We start from the raw sequence: 18,802 nt of genomic DNA, 5'->3' as shown, positions 1-18,802 counted from the left end.
CGACTGCACACCACGCCGCACACTGCGAAAACTTCATTGCGTCTTGACTCCACCTGTTGCGGGACCGGTTGCCTGGATAGTGGCCGGTGCGCTGGTCTGTGCGCTCGTCTGTGCGCTCGTCTGTGCGTTGGCTTGCAGGTTGACCGGCGCAACGGGTTGCGCGGCGGCCGGCGTGCTGGCTGCCGGCGTCTTGACCGGCGCGCTTGCCGGATTGACGGCCACGCCGCCCGCCGCACCCACCGGAACAGCGCTGGTGGCGATGCCATGGCCGAGCGCGACCCAGCGCTGCTGTTCCTGATTGATCGACTGCTGCAACGACGCCAGATCGTGACCCTTGACGGTATCCGGCACCGGATCGAGCCCGAGCGTGGCGAGCAGTTGCCCGTACGCATTTTCGAGTTCGCCGTAGCTCTGATAGAGACGCAGCTCGGACATCATCGCGCCGGTCGCCGCGCGAATTTCTTCGAGCTTGCCCTGCGCGTTCGCCTGAGTCGCGTTATGCGTGTGTTCGAGAATCTGCTGATCGACGTCGTTCATCTGCTTGAGCAGATCGAACTGGCGACGTTTCGCGCTCAGCTCGCTGGTGGCCACGTGCACTTGCGTCAGCACCGCCATGCTCAGCGCGAGACGCTGCGTCTTCGCCACTTCGAGCTGCGCGTCGGCCATGCCCTTGATGTTCTTCACGTTGATCAGGTTCAGCAGGTTCCAGCTCACGCTGATACCCGCCGCGCGCCACGCGTTGTAGACGAGGAAGCTGTTGCTGTCGTAATGCGTGCCCAGGCTGAACTCGATGCCGGGCAGCATCTTCGCCATCGCCTTATGGGTTTCGTTGACGCTGATCCGTTCGTTGTAGCTCGCCTCGACCAGTTCCGGACGACGCTCCAGCGCGGTTTCTTCCATGCGGTCCATCGGCATGTCGAACGTCGGCACCGCGAAGCCTTCCGGCGGCGCGAGCGTGTAGTCCTTGCCCGGCTCGAGATTCATCAGCGCGGCCAGACGCGGCTTGGCTTCTTCGAGCTGATCGCGGATCTCTTCGAGCTGACGCATCAGATCGAGCAGCGCGTGCTGGTAGTTCAGCGTATCGAGCGGCGCACGCAGGTTTTCGCGCTGCGCCTGGCGCGAATCGTTCAACGCACCGCGTGCCTGATCGAGCAGCGGTCCGATACGATCGCGCAGACGTTGCGCGCCGGTCGCCTGCCAGTACGCTTCGCGCACCTGTTGCATCATCAACTGCACGACTTTACGGCGGCGTTGTTCGAGCACCAGAACGTGGTCCGCCTGCTCTTTCGCTTCGTAGTAGCTGACGCCGAAGTCCAGCAGATTCCACGAGAACGACAGATCCGCGGTGCGGTCGTTCTTGTCGGTCGAATACGACGGCGCGAGCGATTGCTCATTGGTGAACACGTTGGTCGACGACGACGCGAGTTCATGATTGCGCGTCGTATAACCGGCCTGCGCGGTGAGCTTGGGCAGCAGATCGAAATTCGACAGATCGAGCTGCTTCTGCGCGAGCGCCTCTTCCATCATCTTCAGCCGATGATCGAGGTTGTAGCGGATCGCGCGCGCCATGGCTTCGTCTAGCGTGATCGGGCCGCTGACGGCCTGCTGTTGCGCGAACATCGACGTGCGGTCGGTTTGCGCGGTCTGCGTGCGTTCGGCTTCGGTGAACGGCGTGGGTTTGATTGCGCAGCCCGACAGCCAGATCACGGCGAGCGACAATGCCAGCAAGGCGGGACGCGGTGCACGCACCGCTACGGACGAGGAGTTCAATTCAGCGGCTCTCTTTCTAAAGATGACGGGATTCGGAAAACGGCGGACGCTCATGCGTGACCTCGCGCGACGGACTCGGGCGCGACGGTGGTCGTAGCAGCGTTGACCGGACGGGCCACGTGCAGCGTCGCATGGGCGCGCACGAACTGTTCGGCGAGCGAGGGTTTGGCCAGTGGCGGGCTATTGAACGGCAGCGCCGCGTGCGGTGTCGTGGCTGGGGTGGCATTCGGCGCCACCGCGGGCGGATGGGCCGCGCCGTGTGGTGTGTCGTGTCCGGCATGCCCTGACTGCGTGGAGCGGCTCGCACCGCCGAATTCGATCGCCACGTCGCGGCGTGTCTGATGACCTTGAGCGTCGTGCGCGATGATCGCGATCTGCAGGCCGCGCTGATTCGCCGGCACTTTGCCGCTCAGCGTGCCGCGCACCGGGTCGTAATGCAGCCAGTTCGGCAGCGGACGGCCGTCGGCGAGACGCAGTTCGACATGCGCGTCGGCGCCGACCGGCAAACCTTCGCTCGAACCGAGCATGACCGGCAGCGATACGACGAACGCCTGATCCGGCGCGACGTTCAGATGCATGGCGAGTGCGGGCAGATCGAGCGACAGCGGCGCGCTGGTCGGCGCGGGCGTCGTGTCGATCGGGCCGACCGAGGTGTCGCTGAGCGAACCGTGATGGTTCGAACCGCCCACACTGCCGCTATTCGCGTAGCTGCTCGTGCCGATTTCGTCGGCGCTGAAGGTGGCCGTGTGGATGGCCGGGATCGAGCCGACTTCCGGTGCTTCGGCGAACGCGTCGAGCACGATCAGCGGGTTGGAAATGCTGTCGGTCAGGTTGCGCGGGAACGTGATGACGATGTCGGGCGCGGACGTGGACGGCGCATTCGGTGTGTTCGACTGCGTCGCGGACGACGCCGCGCCCGCACCGTTGCCACGCGGCGGCAGCGTGACCAGGTTCGCCGGCATCGGCTGCGTCGATTGCGTCGGCTGGGTCACCGTCACCGGCGCCGCCGCGACGTTCACGGTCCGCGTGGACGGCACGCTGCTCTTCTGGCCGTCGTTGACGGAGAAGCTGATCGTCCGGCTGCTCGCGACGGTTTCGCTTGCGCTGTCCACGTAGGTGACGGCAGCGAGCGCCGCCTGCCATTGCGCGAAGGTTGCGCTGTGGCCCGCAGAATTCAGCGTCAGCACACCCGTCGTTGCGTCGTAGCTGCCGACGATATTGCCGGTCGCCGCGCTGCCCGTGAACGCGAGCACGTCGCGATCGGCGTGGAAGCCACCGCTGATCGACACCATGGCCGATGCCAGCGTCGCGCTGCTGTCCGCATCGGTCACGCTGATCTGCGACGCGATCGTGACCGGCTGCGCGTTCGGTCCGCTGTTGAAGGTCAGTGGACTCGTGTCGCCGTTGGTGACCAGAGGTGTCTGATCCGTCGCGGTCACGGTGATCGCTTTCGTGCCGACCGCGCTGTCCTTCTGGCCATCGTTGACGGTGAAGCTGACGGTGCGTTGGGCGCTGTCGGGCAGCAACGCCGTGTCGATGTAGGTCACCGCGCGCAGCGCCGCCTGCCATTGCGCGACCGTGGCCGACTGGCCCGCCGACGTCAGCGTCAGCACACCGGTCGTGGCGTCGAACGAAGCGGTAATGTTGCCGAACGTCGTGGCGTTGCCGTTCGTGAATGACAACACGTCCTCGCCGGCATGGAAACCCGTCGTGATCGAGACAGTCGCCGACGCGAGCGTCGCATTGTCGCGGTCCGACACGCTCAGGCCGCTGTCCACCGTGACCGGCGTCGACGTGGCGTTGTCGCCCGACACGAACGCCGTGTTACCGCTAGACGTCGTGGTCACCGGCGTCTGGTCGACGTCGGCGACGGTCACGCCCTTCGTGCCCGCGGCGCTGTCCCTGGTGCCGTCGTTGACCGTGAAGCTGATCGTGCGCGTGCTGTTGTCCGGCGTGACCGCCGTGTCGGTGTACGTCACCGAACGCAGCGCGGACTGCCATTGCGCGAGCGTGGCGGCGGCGCCGGTCGAACTGAGTGTCAGCGTGCCGTGCACCGCGTCGTAGCTGGCGGTGATGTTGCCCATCGTCGCGCCGTCGTTCGTGAACGCGAGCACGTCTTCTCCGCTATGGAAACCCGTGCCGATCTGCACCGTCGCCGACGCCAGCGTCGTGTTATCGAGGTCCGACACCGTCACGCCGTTGTCGATGACGACCGGCGTCGACGCGACGTTGTCGCCCGCGACGAAGGCGCTGCTGCCGCCGGAGGTCGTCAGGATCGGCGTCTGGTCGGCGGCGGTCACGTCGACGTTGCGCGCGTAGACGGCGCTGGGATTCGTGCCGTCGTTCACCGTAAAGTCAATCGTGCGCGTCGCGCCGCTCGGCGTGACCGCCGTGTCCACGTAGGTCACCGAGCGCAGCGCGGACTGCCATTGCGCGAGCGTGGCGGTGGCGCCGGTCGAACTGAGCGTCAGCGTGCCGTGCACGGCGTCGTAGCTTATGACGGTGATGTTGCCCATCGTCGCGCCGTCGTTGGTGAAGCCAAGCACGTCCTCGCCCGCATGGAAACCCGCGCCGATCTGCACTGTCGCCGAGCCCAGCGTCGTGTTGTCGAGATCGGACACCGTGATGCCGTTGTCGATGACGACCGGCGTCGACGGCCCGTTGTCGCCTGACACGAACGTGGCCGACCCCGTACTCGTCGACCCGACAATCGGCGTCTGATCCGTATCCGCCACCGTGACGGTGCGCGTCAGCGCGGCGCTGCTCTTCGCGCCGTCGTTGACCGTGAAGCTGATCGTGCGCATGGTGGTGCTCGGCGTGACCGCCGTGTCGGTGTACGTCACCGAACGCAACGCCGCCTGCCATTGCGCGAGCGTCGCGCTCGCGCCGGCCGAACTCAGCGACAGCGTGCCGTGCACGGCGTCGTAGCTGGCGGTGATGTTGCCCATCGTCGCGCCGTCGTTGGTGAACCCCAGCACGTCTTCGCCGGCGTTGAAGCCCGCGCCGATCTGGAACGTCGCCGAGGCCAGCGTGCCGTTGTCGCGATCGGATACCGTGATGCCGGTGTCGATCGCGACCGGCGTCGAAGTGGTGTTGTCACCGGCCACGAACGAGGCCGAACCGGTGCTGGCGGTGGCGAGTATCGGCGTCTGGTCGGTGTCCGCCACCGTGACGGTGCGTATCAGCGTGGTGCTGTTTTGCGTGCCGTCGGTAATCTGGAAGCTGATCGAACGCGACGCCGTATCGGGCGTCACCGCCGTGTCGGTAAACGTCACGGCGCGCATGGCGGCAGCCCATTGCCCGTCGGTCGCGGTGCCGCTGGACGAGGTCAGCGTCAGCACGCCGGTCGCCGCGTTGAAGTTGCCGAAGATATCGCCCATCGTCGCGCCGTCGTTGACGAACAGCAGCACGTCCTGGTCGGACTGATAGTTGCCGGTGATCGACACCATCGCCGACACGATGGGATTGCCGAGCGGGTCGAGCACGCTGAGCCCGCCGTCCACCACGATCGGCACGCCGGCCACGTTGTCGCCCGCGGTGAAGGTGACGCTGCCCGTGCTGGTGGTCGACAGTTGCGGCGCGGAGCTGATCACATCGACGTTGTACGTCAGCGTGTTGCTGTCCTTGACGCCGTCCGATGTGACCACGGACAGCGCGCGCGTGCCGAGCGGTACGCCCGGCGCCGCCGAAAACTGCACGTTGTCGATGATCGCCTGCCAGTTCGAGAGGGTCATCGCGCCGGTGCGGGTGATCGTCAAGGTCCCGGCCGCGGCGTCGAACGTGATGTTGAAGTTGAAGCCCATCGTCGCCGCGTTGTAATTCAGGCTCAACTGGTCGCCGCTCTGGAAACCGGAGCTGAACTGGATCGTCGCCGACGCCATGGTCGTGCTGTCGCTGTCGGTCAGCGTGATGCCGCTGTCGATGTTGTGCGCGGCCGCGCCCGGCAGATAGTCGAAATTGCCGCTCGACGCGCTCAACACCGGGCTTTGGTCGACGCCCGTGACCGACACGGTCTTGCTGCCCGCCAGACTGTCTTTGGCGCCGTCGTTGACGGAGAAACTGATCGTGCGGTTCGCGGTGTTCGGGGTGATCGCCGTATCGGTGTACGTCACCGCGCGCAAGGCCGCCTGCCACTGCGCGAGCGTCGCGGTGCCGCTCGACGAACTCAGTTGCATCGTGCCGGTGAGCGCGTTGTACGTCCCGGAGATGTCGCCGAACAGCGTCGCGTTGGTGTTGCTGAATGCAAGCACGTCCTCGCCGCTGTGGAGGTTGCCGGTGATCGATACGGTCGCGTGCGCCAGCGTCGTATTGTCCAGATCCGAGACGGTCACGCCGCTATCGATCGCGACCGGCGTCGACGTAACATTGTCGCCTTCGACGAATGCGGTGGTGCCGCCCGAGGTGGTGAGGATCGGGGTCTGGTCGGTATCCGTCACGGTCACCGTGCGGGTTGCGATCGGGCTGCTGTTGGCGCCGTCGTTGACGGTGAACGAGATGGTGCGGGTGCTGGGGTTCGGCGTGACCGCCGTGTCGGTGTACGTGATCGAGCGCAACGCCGCCTGCCATTGCGCAAGCGTGGCGTGCGACGTCGAGCTCAGCGTCAGCAGCCCCGTGGTCGCGTCGAAGCTGCCGGAGATGTCGCCCGTCGAGCCGTTCGCGCTGTACACCAGCACGTCCTCACCCGCATGGAAGTTGCCGGTGATCTGCACCGTCGCGCTCACGAGCGTCGTACTGCTGCTGTCGGCCACGGTCAGACCGCTGTCGACCGTGACCGGCGTCGACGCGATGTTGTCGCCCGCGACGAAGGAGGCCGAGCCGGAATCGGTCGTCAGGACCGGCACCGCGGTCACGGTCACCGTACGCGAGACTGCCAGGCTGGACTCGGTCCCGTCGTTCACCGTGTAAGACACGGTGCGCGCGCCCGCGGGCACGCCCGGCGCGCTGGAGAACGTGACGTTATCGAGTTCGGACATCCATTGCGCGACGCTGATGTTGCCGCTGGTGGCGGTCAACGTCAGGATGCCATGGGTCGCGTCGTATGAACTGGTCACAAAGCTGTCGCTGCTCAACGCCAGCGTGTCGCCTACGTGGAAGCCCGCGCCGATGGACACGGTCGCCGACGCGAGCGTCGAATTGTCGAGGTCGCTGATCGTGATGCCGTTGTCGATGATCGTCGCGGCGGAGCCCGCCGTGTACGCGCTGTTGCTGCCCGACAGCGTGACGATCGGCGTCTGGTCGGTATCCTGCACGGTCACCGTGCGGGTTGCGACCGGGCTGTTGTTGGCGCCGTCGTTGACGATGAACGAGATCGTGCGGGTCGCATTGCTTGGCGTGACCGCGAGGTCGTCGTACGCAACCGCGCGCAACGCGGCCTGCCATTGCGCGAGCGACGCGTGCGACGCCGAGGTCAGCGTCAGGAGGCCGTTCGATGCGTTGTACGAGCCGGCAATGTCGCCGGTCGCCCCGCTGGGCGTGAAGATCAGCAGGTCTTCGCTCGAATTGAAGTTGCTGGTGATTTGCACTGTCGCCGAAACGAGCGTCGTACTGCTGCCGTCGGACACGGTCAGACCGCTGTCGACCGTGAGCGGGGTCGACGCGGTGTTGTCGCCCGCGACGAAGGCGGCCGAACCGGAATCGGTCGTGACGACCGGCGCCACGATCACGTTCACGGTGCGCGTCACCGCGTTGCTCAGGTTGGTTCCGTCATTGACGACATACGAAAGCGTGCGCGCGCCGGCCGTCGCGTTGGCGGCGCTGGAGAACTGGATCTTGTCGAGTTCGGTGTTCCATTGCGCGTCGCTGACGCTGCCGCTCGCCGTCAGCGTCAATATATGGTTGGTGCTGTCATAGGAGCCGGTCACGAAGCTATCGTTGACGAACACCAGCGTATCGCCCGTTTGCCCGCCGCTGGTGATCGTTACCTTCGCCTGCGTCAGCGTCGGGTTCGGGTCGCGGTCGGTTACGTTGACGCCGCTGTCGACGACCACGCCCGGCGCGCCCGCCACATAGGAGGTGCTGCCGCCCGACAGCGTGACGATCGGCGTGTTGTCGGTCGCGGTTACCGTGACCGTGCGCGTCGCGATCGGGCCGCTATTCGAGCCGTCGTTGGCGGTGAAGCTGATGGTGCGCATCGGCGTGGCGGGCGACGCGGCGGTGTCGGTATACGTGATCGAGCGCAAGGCCGCCTGCCATTGCGCCAGCGACGCGTGCGACGCCGACGTCAAGGTCAGAAGGCCGGTCGACGCGTTGTACGAGCCGCCGATGTCGCCCATCGTAGCCGGGTTGTTGACGTACAGCAGGCTGTCCTGACCCTGCTGGAAATTGGTGGTGATCTGCACGCTGACCGACGCGAGCGTGCCCGCGCCGCCGTTTTCCGCCACCGTGATGCCGCTGTCCACCGTGACCGGCGTCGACGTCGCGTTGTCGGCCGACACGAATGAGGCCGAACCGGAGTCCGTCGTGACGATCGGCACCGGGCTCACGTTGAGCGTTTTGGTGGCCGACGCGCTGGTTTTCGTCCCGTCGTTGATCGAGAAGCTGATGGTGCGCGCGCCGCTCGTGGTGCCGGCGCCGGACGAGAACGTGACGGCGTCGAGCGCCGCCTGCCATTGCGCGTCGGTGGCCGAGCCGTTCAGCGTCAGTGTCGTACCCGCAAACAACCCGGTGATATTGCCGTAGAGGGTCGTATTGGTGTTGCTGAACGCCAGCGTATCGCCGGTGCCGGCGTTGCCGATCGTCACCGTCGCGAGTGACTGGTGCGTGGTGTCGCTGTCGGTAACGGTCACACCGCTGTCGATCGTGGCGGCGGTGGTGCCGGCCACATAGGTCGTCGCGCCGCCGGAGGTGTGGACGATCGGCGTCTGGTCGGTGTCCGCGACCGTGACGGTGCGGCTCGCCGTCGCCACGGCGTTGTTGTTGTCCGTGATCGAGAAGCTGATCGTGCGGGTCGCGGTGTTCGGCGTGATCTGGGTATTGGTAAACGTGATCGATTCAAGCGCAGTCTGCCATTGCGCGATCGTCGCGGTGCCGCCTGTCGAAGACAGCGTCAGCACGTTGCCGCTGAACACCGCGGAGATGTTGCCCGTCGAGCCGCTGGGCGTAAACAGAAGCTCGTCGCCGGTCTGGACGTTACTGATAGTGATCGTGGCCGATTTCGCGCCGGTACTCGTGGTGTCGGTCAGCGTCAGATGGCTATCCACGACAACCGGCGTCGAGGCCGTGTTGTCGCCGGCGGTGAACGCCGCGCTACCGGTGGAGGCGGTAAGCGACGGCCCCACGTCCGCGTAGACGAGGTGCCCGAAATCCGCGAACAGGTTGCCACCGGAGATCGTAATGCTTTGGGCATCCGCAAACGAGGCATGCCCGGTCAGCGTCACGGTGGTGGCCGTGAAGTTACCGTCCGACGGGATCGACACGCCGTCGGCCGTATTGCTGTCGGCGTAGACCGTGACGGCGTTATCGGCAAGAACGTCCAGGTCGATGCTCTGAAAATTGAACGGCGTATTACCCACCCGTGTAACGACGATCGAGGTCACGCCGGGCACGGAGTCCTGATTGAACTGCAACGCGTTGTCGGTGCCGTTTTCGTCGGCGAGCGCCTGCAGGAACGAATCCGTTGTGACGATCGTACGAATCGCGATCGGGTTGCCGTTCACGTCCTTGAACGTGTAGATCAGGCCATCGAGCGTAAACGACGTCACGTCCCCGCCCGTGTCGAAGCCGGTCGCGGACGTGTAGTTTTCGATGTTGGTGGCCAGCACGTGGTCGTAAGCCTGCTCCACCGCCGCCGACAAGAGCACCGGCGTATGCACGTTGCCGACGTCGTATTCGAGCGTCCAGTTGCCGCCCACGGCGCTTGAGCCGGTCAGATCGGTCGAGGCCGCGACGTTCAGATGCGTGATTGCCGCGATCTGCTGCACCAGCGCCTGGCCGTCGGCGTGTTCGGCAACGTCGCAGCCGTAGATCAGGAAATCGCCGCCCGGGGCCATGGCGGCGCCGATCGCCGCGAGATCGGCGCTGTAATCCGACAGATCGGCGCTATTGATCCACGCAGCGCCGGCTTGAATCTCGCCGTCGGAGCCATGCGAAATCAGATGGATCGACTGGATACCCTGGTGCGTTTGCAGATATTGCGCGATCTGCGCGAAGCCATCGGTGTTGGCGTTCAGCACGACGTACTGGGTGCCGGCCGGCAGGCCTGCGATCAGCGACTGGTAGTCGACCACGCTCGGGTCGATGAACACGACCGCATGCGCAGCCGCAGCCGCGGTCGGATCGATCACCGCGGCGCTCAGGACGGCGTCGGTCTGGACGGCTTTCTGGGTGGCAACGGTGCTGCTGGTCTGGGTGGTTTTCTGCGGGTCCGCGGTGCCGGCCTGGCTGGCCGGCTTGCTGTTTTGCGCCGGGGCGTTGGCGCCTGACTTGCCGTGCCGCACGTCGTGTTCGGCGATCGTCTTCGGCGCGGCATGCACGGTCGCCTCGGTCGACGCGGCGGCGCCCGCATGCGTTTGCGCTTCGGCGCCGTGGTGCTGCGGAGCGACCGCCGCCACCGACGCGTCATAGACCACCCGCGGTTCGAGCGCCATCAGAAACGGCGCCGGCGTCGCGGCGACACGAGCGGGTTTGCCGCGCAGGTCGAGGCGGGCATCGCCGCTGTCGCGCGCGCTGCGCATGTCATCGAAACGTTTGATGAGTTGCTGGATGATCTTCATGACACGCGCTCCACCGGGCCGCCGCTGCGCCCTTTTGTTGACCGGTTGCTGATTACCGGCTGCTGCTGCGGCCGCCACATTGCCGCCGGTTGGGGCGTCGAGGTGGCGGCCGCGATTACGACTGCTCTTTCGTGTTGCTGCCTGTGGCTTTGGCTACTCGCCGCCCGCCGCCCGGCTTATCCGCGCGTCGGGAAAATGCCCTGCAACGCGATGCAGAAGTTCAGACCGAGATACGGATTGCGCAACGGCACCGGCAAACCGGAGCCGGCCACGCCGATCGGCACCGTTGTCTGCGGAAACGGCACGGTGACGTTGAACGGCTTGAGCGACGTGTCCGGCGCGGCGGGGTTGTACATCGTGGCGGCCCGTCCGCCTGCGACGACTTCGCCGAGCACCGTGGTAGGCCCCGGCGCTTCCACGCCGCCGGTCGTCGCCGTCGAAGCCGGAACGCTGACCGCAGCCGTCAACGTCGCCGCCGGCAGCACGGCCGGGTGCGTATGCGTCGGCAGTTGCGCGGAGGTCATCGTGAACTGTTCGAGCCCGGAGGACTGGCCGGTTACGATCTGCGTCAGCCCAGCGCCTTGGCCGGTGCCCACCGGCGAGCGGCTGGCCAGATTCGGCAGACCGAACGTCGAGGTGCCGGTGCCGCCGTACAGGGTGCCCAGCAGCGAAAACAACGCCTGGTTCTGCGACAGCGGCAGGAGTTGGCCCTGACACAGTGCCCAGCCATACGGCGCGAAGTCGAAAGCCACCATGCGGATTTCGCCGAGATACGGATCGCTCATGAAAATCTCCTTGAGGTACGACGGGTAGAACGCCGGGGCGTTAGCACGATCACCGGCGTCATTGCGGGGACTCGGCCGGCTGTTGGAGCGCCGGTTTGGGAACGTGCACAACGATGCACAGGCACGCCAGGCCTTCCACCGAGGGACGCGCCGGCGTGGCGAACAGGTCCCACGCGCGGCCGTCGGGCGCGCTGACACGGTAGACATCCTGGGGAAGTTGAACGCCGGGCGGCAGATCGAAGCGCGCCTGATAACAGTCGTAGCCGTCGTCCATCGGCACGCCGGCCGGCGCGCTGTTCAAGCGCGCTTCGACCGCGTAGCCCTGCGGCGACGTCAACGTGAAGAGACTGCCGAGCGACTCAGTCAACTCGGCATGAGTAGGAATTGCAGACACCCGCCCCCCGGCAGTGAGTTTGTCGCACACCGTGGCTCAAGATAATTGCCGGTCGCTTTTTACCGATTGAGCCAGTGTGCCGATGTGTATTACGCGCGCAGGTTTTCAAACGCCGTTGCGATGCGTCTAAACGGCCCGATGCATGATTAACGGCATATTTCAAACCGCACTTGAATATTCTTGTTATACGGAGCGCTATATGCGCCCCGCATTTAAAACTTCATTCGGCGATACTGGACTGCAAGCCCGGCAGCGGTTCAACGATCGAACCGAATGGCGCGGCTTCTCGCCTGAGCGATTCGTAAATGCCATTTTCTCCGCATTTTACGAAGTCCATCCGGCGGTAAAGCGATTGCACCCGGTTGTTCATCTCGACGTACAGATTGACGGCCAGACCGGCCTGCGCCGCCCGCCCGACCAAGGCCTGCATCAGCCGCGTACCGATGCCGGCGCCGCGAAAGTTCGGCAGCAAGGCAATGTCGATCACGCTCAATCCGCGCCCGCGCTTCCAGTCGTGATACAGACGGCCCACCGGTATGTCACCGGACATCACGACGTCGAAACGGCCGGCCGGATAATGGCGCCGGTAATAGCTATCCTGCATATCGAACTGTTGCGCGAGCAACGCGTCGATCTCCGTGACGCTTAATCCCGAGGCGGCGAATTCGTCGAACCGCGTGCTGAAGAAAACGGCCTTCAGAAATTCACGGTCGGCATTCGTCGACGCTCGCAACGACACCGCGGCGGGTTGCTCCGCTGCGGCCGTCGCGCCTGAAACCGGCGTCCCTTTCATGCTGATCGAAGCTCTTACAAGAAATTATGAGATGCGTATGGGACCGGATCGTAGCCGGTTGTTAATGCACCCGCAATCAAATATTAAGGAAAAGCTGACGAGGGATTTCCCTGATTGCGGCTGAGGTCTGTTAATCAACGCGAATCGATTTCGGCTCACCTGGAACGGGAGAATGAAAATTTGATGAACTGGCTTTTTGATTAAACGCTTGCCTGAATTGTAATAATTAGAAATTTTGCACGATCGTGTTTTTTGAGGTTGAGCGGTTTATTATTTTTTATTTTGTGATAGCGGTTTGCGTTTGGCGTTTTGGTTTTAGAAACGGCAAGCCCCACTTCCATCTCGCGTGCCGACTCGCTCGATGCAGTGGGGCTTAACTAAAAAGACGTTCGGTGCCGGGCAACGCCGAGGCCGGCGGTCAGAAACCTACTCCCGAATCGGACGCAACCCCAACTCGCCATCGGCCTGAACGGCATCCTGAACCAGCGTCTCCAGCACGAGCCCTCGCGTCTCGATCCCCAGGACCCACACCGCGACAGCCGCCACGACAAAACACAAAGCCCCCAGCGAAAACACCCCGCCCTGCCCAAAAACCGGCAACACGACGCCCACCACATAAGGTCCGATCAACGACCCCACCCGCCCAATCGCGGAAGCAAACCCCGACCCGGTCGCCCTCGCGCCGGTGCCGTAAAGCTCCGGCGTATAGGTATAGAGCACGGCCCACATCGCGAACAGAAAGAACTGCATCGCCAGGCCGGCACAGATCAGCAGCGTCGGCGTCTGCGCATGCAACGCGGTCTGCCCGTACACGTACGCCATCACCGCGCTCCCAGCGAGCGACGCGATACAGGTGGGCTTACGTCCCCATCGCTCGACCAGCCAGGCCGCGCAGATAAACCCGGGAATGCCGCCGAGCGAAATCAACACCGTGTACAGCACCGACTTCGTCACGGCAAAGCCTGCCTGCTGCATCAACGCGCCCAGCCACGACGTGAGCCCATAGAAGCCGAGCAACGCAAAAAACCACAACGTCCACACCATGATCGTGCGACGCCGGTAGGCCAGGCTCCAGATCTCGCGAAACGCGCCCGTTCCCTTCACAGCGGCCGGCTCGGTGAGCATCGCCGGCGCACTCAGTTGAGTCAGGCCGGTCGCTTTCATCACCTTCGCTTCGACTTCAGCCAGCACCTGGTCGGCTTCGGCCAGACGCCCCCGATGCTCGAGCCAACGCGGTGACTCCGGCACCACGCGCCGCACGATCAGCACGAACACCGCGGGAATCGCGAGCAACGCAAACTCCGTGCGCCAACCGAATGCGGGCAACACGAAATACGACACCACGCCCGCCGTGATAAACCCCAGCGGCCAGAACCCGTCCATCAACGCGATCAGCCTGCCGCGCGACGCGGCCGGCACGAACTCCGACAGCAAAGTCTGCGCGATCGGAAACTCCATGCCCATGCCGATACCCAGCAGCACGCGATAGAAAATCAACGCCTCGACGCTCTGCGCCGTCGAACACAAATACGACGCCAGGCCCCACAACACCATGCTCCATTGAAACACCGGCCGCCGTCCGAACCGATCCGCGAGCAGGCCCGCCACCGCCGCGCCGATCACCATGCCGAAGAAGCTCGCGCTCGCCACTAACCCGGCCGTCGCGGTCGACAGATGAAACTCCGCCTTGATCGAGCCGAGCACGAACGTCATCGTGCCGAGATCGATCGAATCGAAAAAGAACGCAGCGGCGATGATGAGGAAAATGGTCCGGTGATAACCGGAAAACGGCAATCGTTCGAGTCGGGCGGCGGCGCTCGCGCGCGGCTGGAAAGCGGTGGACATGTCATCCCCTCGTTGATGCGGCGGTTGCCGCGTGAGTACTCCGATCAGGTTTTCAGTAGACGTGGACATAAATCGGCCACATAGAAGAAAACCGTCATCGGGATGGAACGGGGGCGTCGTTCCGGGCTGCGCTCGCGTGCTAGGGACGCAGACGCGCACGCGCGGCGCCGGCAATGCGCGCGAGCGTGTCCGCGCTCAGGCGCGCGGCGATTCTTTCGACGTATTGATGATGACGCGCCTCCAGCGGCGCGCCGAGTTGCTGCGCGAGCAGATAGCGGATCAGCGCGATGCGCCGATGCCGCAGCACGATGCTCTGATCGAGCAGTGCGAGTGCGGCATCGGCATCGTGCTCATGGCAGGCGCGCTCGGTGAGGCGCGCGGTGGCTAAACGCGTGGACGTCATGTCGGACTGGCGCCGTCAACATGGCGGGCGGTTCGTGCCGACACCGCTCGCCATGGAATGCAACTGCGCGGCACATCGCGCATGCCGTGCACGGTCGCCATGCCGCGCGTTACGACATCAGCGGCTCGGCCGCGTCGAGCATCATCTTGACGAAGTAATCGGCGAAACTGCGACGCACCACGATATCGAAGCTGTTCGCGCCGGTGGGCACGAGCGTCATCGATGCCTTGAAATAGTGGCTCTGCGCGCACTGCCCTTCGCCGAACAGCTTGGGATGCAGATCGAGCGGACAGCCGCGCGCCAGCACCTCACGCGTGCGCGTGCCGCTAATTTCAAGCACCGTATAGCCGCTGCCGATATCCACCACCGCGGCAAACACGCCCGCGAACGCGGCGCCGAGTTTCGCCTGCAACGGCGCGCTGCGGGTCGCATCGTGCGCGGTGGCCGAGCGCACCAGCCATTCGTCCGGACCCAGCCACAGCAGGTCGTAGCCATTGCCGCGCGCAATCGTGTTGGCCTTCTCCGGCGGACGGCAGCCGAGCACGGTTTCCATCGCCTGCATGAACGCCGCGTCGCGCGTATCGCCACGCACGTTCACCAGTTCCAGAAACGGCCGTTCGCTCAATCTGAACGCCGCGTTGGCCGTCGCCAGATGCTTCTTCAGCAACGCATCCGTGCCGACCAGCGGCGACTCCTGCCATACGCCGGTTTGCTTGCCGACCGCGCGATCCACGACCGAGCCCGTGCCTCGAGTTTCATTCCACATGTTGACGTGCTCCTTCGCTGTCGTAGAACACCGAGCTGGTGATCTTCGCTGCCATCTGTTTGCCGCTCGCAAGCGGAATCGTGACCGTTTCGCCGATCTTGTCGAGACCGCCCTTGACGACCGCCATCGCAATCGACCGCTTCAGGATCGGGCTGTAATAGCTCGACGTGACGTGACCGAGCATCGGCGCGGTGTCGCCCTGAAACGGCCCGGCGACGATCTGCGAACCTTCGGGTATCACGAACGACGGATCGTCCGGCAACAGTCCGACCAGTTGCTTGCGCCCCGCCTTCGCGGTGTCCGAGCGCGTCAGCGAGCGCTTGCCGAGAAAGTCTTTCGACTTCGCGACCAGCCCGCCCATGCCGACGTCATACGGCGTCATCGAGCCGTCCGTATCCTGACCGACGATGATGTAGCCCTTCTCCGCGCGCAATACGTGCATGGTTTCGGTGCCGTACGGCGTGATGTCATATTCGGCGCCCGCCGCCATCAACGCTTCCCACACCGCGCGCCCGACGTTCGCGGGCACGTTCACTTCATAGGCGAGCTCGCCCGAGAAGCTGATGCGCATGACCCGCGACGCCGCACCGGCCACCGTACCTTCGCGATAGCTCATGAACGGGAACGCCGCGTTCGCGAAGTCGATGTCCTCGCACACTTTCTGCAGCACCTTGCGGCTATTCGGACCGACCACGGCGAACGTGGCCCAGTGATCCGTGACCGACGCGAGCCGCACGCGCATATCCGGCCACTCCGTTTGCAGCCAGCGTTCGAGCCACGTCAGCACGCGCGCGGCGCCGCCGGTCGTGGTCGTCATCATGTAGTGCTGGTCGGCGAGGCGCACCGTCACGCCGTCGTCGAAAATCATGCCGTTTTCGTCGAGCATCAGGCCGTAACGGCACTTGCCGACTTCCAGCTTGCTCCACGGATTGGTGTAGACCCAGTTCAGCAGCTTCGCCGAATCGGGGCCCTGAATGTCGATCTTGCCGAGCGTCGACGCGTCGAGTATGCCGACGCTCGTACGCACCGCGAGCGATTCGCGCGCCACTGCGGCGTGCATGTCCTCGCCCCCCTTCGGGAAATACCACGGACGCTTCCAGTTGCCGACGTCCTCGAAGGCCGCGCCGTTTTCCACATGCCATTCGTGCACCGCGGTCTTGCGCACCGGATCGAGAAACTCGCCCAGCTCGCGGCCGGCGAACGTGCCGAACGTGACCGGCGTGTAGTTCGGGCGGAACGTGGTCGTGCCGGTCTCGGGAATGGTCTTGCCAAGCGCCTGCGCGAGAATCGCCATACCGTTGATGTTGCCGAGCTTGCCCTGGTCCGTGCCGAAACCCATCGCGGTATAACGCTTCACATGTTCGACCGATTCGAAGCCTTCGCGCGCCGCCAGAAAAATATCCGCAGCCGACACGTCGTTCTGGAAATCGACGAACTGCTTCGGCCCACGCGTTGCCAGCTCACGACCGCCGACCAGCCACAGCGGTTGCATCTTCGCCTCGGTGATTTCGGCCACCTGCACCGGATTCGGCCGCGTCACGATGAAGCCGGCCGCGCGCGCCGCCTCAATGCCGGCATCCATTGCAAAGCGGATGCCCTGGCCCAGCGTGAAATCGCCCGCGCAAGCGCCGACGCTGGTCTCCGGTTGCATCGCCTTGCCGGGCACGAAACAGGCCTTGTCGTCATGCCAGTGCGCCTTGCCGCCCGATTGCGCGAACAGGTGCAACACGGGGCTCCAGCCGCCCGACATGGCCAGCAGATCGCACGGCAAGTCACTCTGTTTAGCGCCGAGCTGGCCTTTCGCGTACGACACCAGCTCGACCGACGCCACCCGCAGTTTGCCGTGCGCCGCCGTGATCGCGACGCCGTTCAATACTTTCACGCCGTAGCGCCGTGCGAGCGCCGGCAACGTGCCCTTCGACTCGCTCGCGCGCGGATCGACCACCGTCACTTGCGCGCCGGCCGCTTTCAGGTCGAGCGCGCATTGATAGCCGTCGTCGTTGTTCGTGAACACCACCGCGTTGCGGCCCGGCAGCACCGCGTAACGATGCAGATAGGTCGACACCGCCGACGCCAGCATCACGCCCGGCAGATCGTTATTGCCGAACACGATCGGCCGTTCGTGCGCGCCGGTCGCGAGAATCACGCGCTTCGCGCGGATCTTCCACATCAGTTCGCGCGTACCTTTGCGTTGCGTCACCGGCAAATGCTCGGTGAGCCGCTGCGTCACCGTGATGAGGTTGTGGTCCTGATAGCCGAAGGCGGTGCTGCGGCACAGAATCTTCACATCGGGCATCTGCCGCAGTTCGTCTTCGATCTTATGCACCCATTGCAGCGCGGGTTTGCCGTCGATCTCCGCGCGGCACGACAGCAGCGAGCCGCCGAGCTCCGGCTGATCGTCGATCAACGTCACGCGCGCGCCGGACAACGCCGCCGCATGCGCCGCCGCGAGCCCGGTCGGGCCGCCGCCCACCACCAGCACGTCGCAATGCGCAAAGCACTTGTCGTAGCGGTCCGCGTCGTTGTGTTCGGGCGCCTTGCCGAGACCGGCGGCGTCGCGAATCACTTCTTCGTACTTCGGCCAGAACTTGCGCGGCCACATGAAGGTTTTGTAGTAGAAACCCGCCGGAATGAAACGCGCGAACTTCTGATTGACCGCCATGCGATCTTTTTCGATGCTCGGTTTCGCGTTGACGCTGCTGGCAACGAGCCCCTGATACAACTCGACTTCGGTGGCGCGCGCGTTCGGCACCGTATAGGCGCCGGTTTCCAGTTGCACGACCGCGTTCGGCTCTTCCACACCCGCCGTCACGATGCCGCGCGGCCGATGGTATTTCCAGCTACGCGCAACGAAGTGCACGCCGTTCGCGAGCAGCGCCGAGGCCAGCGTGTCGCCCTGATAGCCCTGATACTGGCGGCCGTTGAACGTGAACGTCAGCGGCATGGCGCGATTGATTCTCCCGCCGTTGGGAAGTCGGTCTGTCTGGCTCATTGCGTCTTACCCTCTTGTACCTGGCTTTGTACCTGGCTTTGCACCTGGCCTTCGTTGCCGTCCATCGCGAGCAGCGGACGCTCGAACGTGTCGTAGCCCTGCATCTCGTAGCTCACCGTGTCGCGTTGCGCCATGAACCAGCGGCGACATCCTTGCGCATGCATCCATTGCTCGCGATGCACGCCGCGCGGGTTCTTGCGCATGAACAGGTAGTCGCCCCATTCTTTATCGGTGAGTTTTTCGGTGTCGAGCGGACGGGCGATATCCGCCTCGCCGCCGCAGGAAAATTCGGTTTCGGCGCGCGGCCCGCACCATGGGCATTCGATCAGTAGCATCTGATTCT

Annotated in this window: 10 protein-coding genes; all 10 read right to left on the bottom strand. The window is 64.7% G+C overall.

Annotation, left to right across the window (positions count from 1 at the left end; all coding sequences use genetic code 11):
* Positions 1-33: 33 nt before the first annotated feature.
* Complete coding sequence (locus HWY05_RS00400) at positions 34-1,824, bottom strand: TolC family protein (protein ID WP_244146447.1); 1,791 nt, start codon at positions 1,822-1,824, stop codon at positions 34-36.
* A complete protein-coding gene (locus tag HWY05_RS00395) occupies positions 1,821-10,481 on the bottom strand; it encodes a DUF4347 domain-containing protein (RefSeq protein WP_176057043.1) in 8,661 nt (2,886 codons plus the stop codon). Before HWY05_RS00395 ends, HWY05_RS00400 begins: the two co-directional genes overlap by 4 nt.
* Positions 10,482-10,657: 176 nt before the next feature.
* A complete protein-coding gene (locus tag HWY05_RS00390; RefSeq protein ID WP_176057042.1) occupies positions 10,658-11,266 on the bottom strand; it encodes a tail fiber protein in 609 nt (202 codons plus the stop codon).
* Between the two features lie 58 nt (positions 11,267-11,324).
* Positions 11,325-11,660, bottom strand: a complete 336-nt coding sequence (locus HWY05_RS00385) for a hypothetical protein (RefSeq protein WP_035557001.1) — start codon at positions 11,658-11,660, stop codon at positions 11,325-11,327.
* Between the two features lie 220 nt (positions 11,661-11,880).
* The gene (locus HWY05_RS00380) at positions 11,881-12,453 is read right to left on the bottom strand and encodes a GNAT family N-acetyltransferase (protein ID WP_176057041.1); all 573 of its coding nucleotides are present in this window, start codon (positions 12,451-12,453) and stop codon (positions 11,881-11,883) included.
* Positions 12,454-12,879: 426 nt separating this feature from the next.
* Positions 12,880-14,298, bottom strand: a complete 1,419-nt coding sequence (locus tag HWY05_RS00375; RefSeq protein WP_176057040.1) for an MFS transporter — start codon at positions 14,296-14,298, stop codon at positions 12,880-12,882.
* A gap of 139 nt (positions 14,299-14,437) precedes the next feature.
* Complete coding sequence (locus tag HWY05_RS00370; RefSeq protein WP_035556999.1) at positions 14,438-14,701, bottom strand: hypothetical protein; 264 nt, start codon at positions 14,699-14,701, stop codon at positions 14,438-14,440.
* 109 nt (positions 14,702-14,810) lie between these two features.
* Positions 14,811-15,467, bottom strand: coding sequence for a sarcosine oxidase subunit gamma (locus tag HWY05_RS00365; protein ID WP_176057039.1), 657 nt, complete (start codon positions 15,465-15,467; stop codon positions 14,811-14,813).
* On the bottom strand, positions 15,457-18,459 hold the full coding sequence (locus HWY05_RS00360; protein ID WP_176057038.1) for a sarcosine oxidase subunit alpha family protein: 3,003 nt from the start codon (positions 18,457-18,459) through the stop codon (positions 15,457-15,459). The genes HWY05_RS00365 and HWY05_RS00360 overlap by 11 nt, the downstream gene beginning before the upstream one ends.
* Positions 18,456-18,794 (bottom strand): sarcosine oxidase subunit delta, encoded by a 339-nt coding sequence (locus HWY05_RS00355; protein WP_176057037.1) that lies wholly within the window; start codon positions 18,792-18,794, stop codon positions 18,456-18,458. The genes HWY05_RS00360 and HWY05_RS00355 overlap by 4 nt, the downstream gene beginning before the upstream one ends.
* Between the last annotated feature and the right edge of the window lie 8 nt (positions 18,795-18,802).

This window comes from Paraburkholderia sp. BCC1876 (assembly GCF_902833695.1).
Classification (GTDB): Bacteria; Pseudomonadota; Gammaproteobacteria; order Burkholderiales; family Burkholderiaceae; genus Paraburkholderia.
This window is presented reverse-complemented; position numbering and strand designations above follow the sequence as displayed.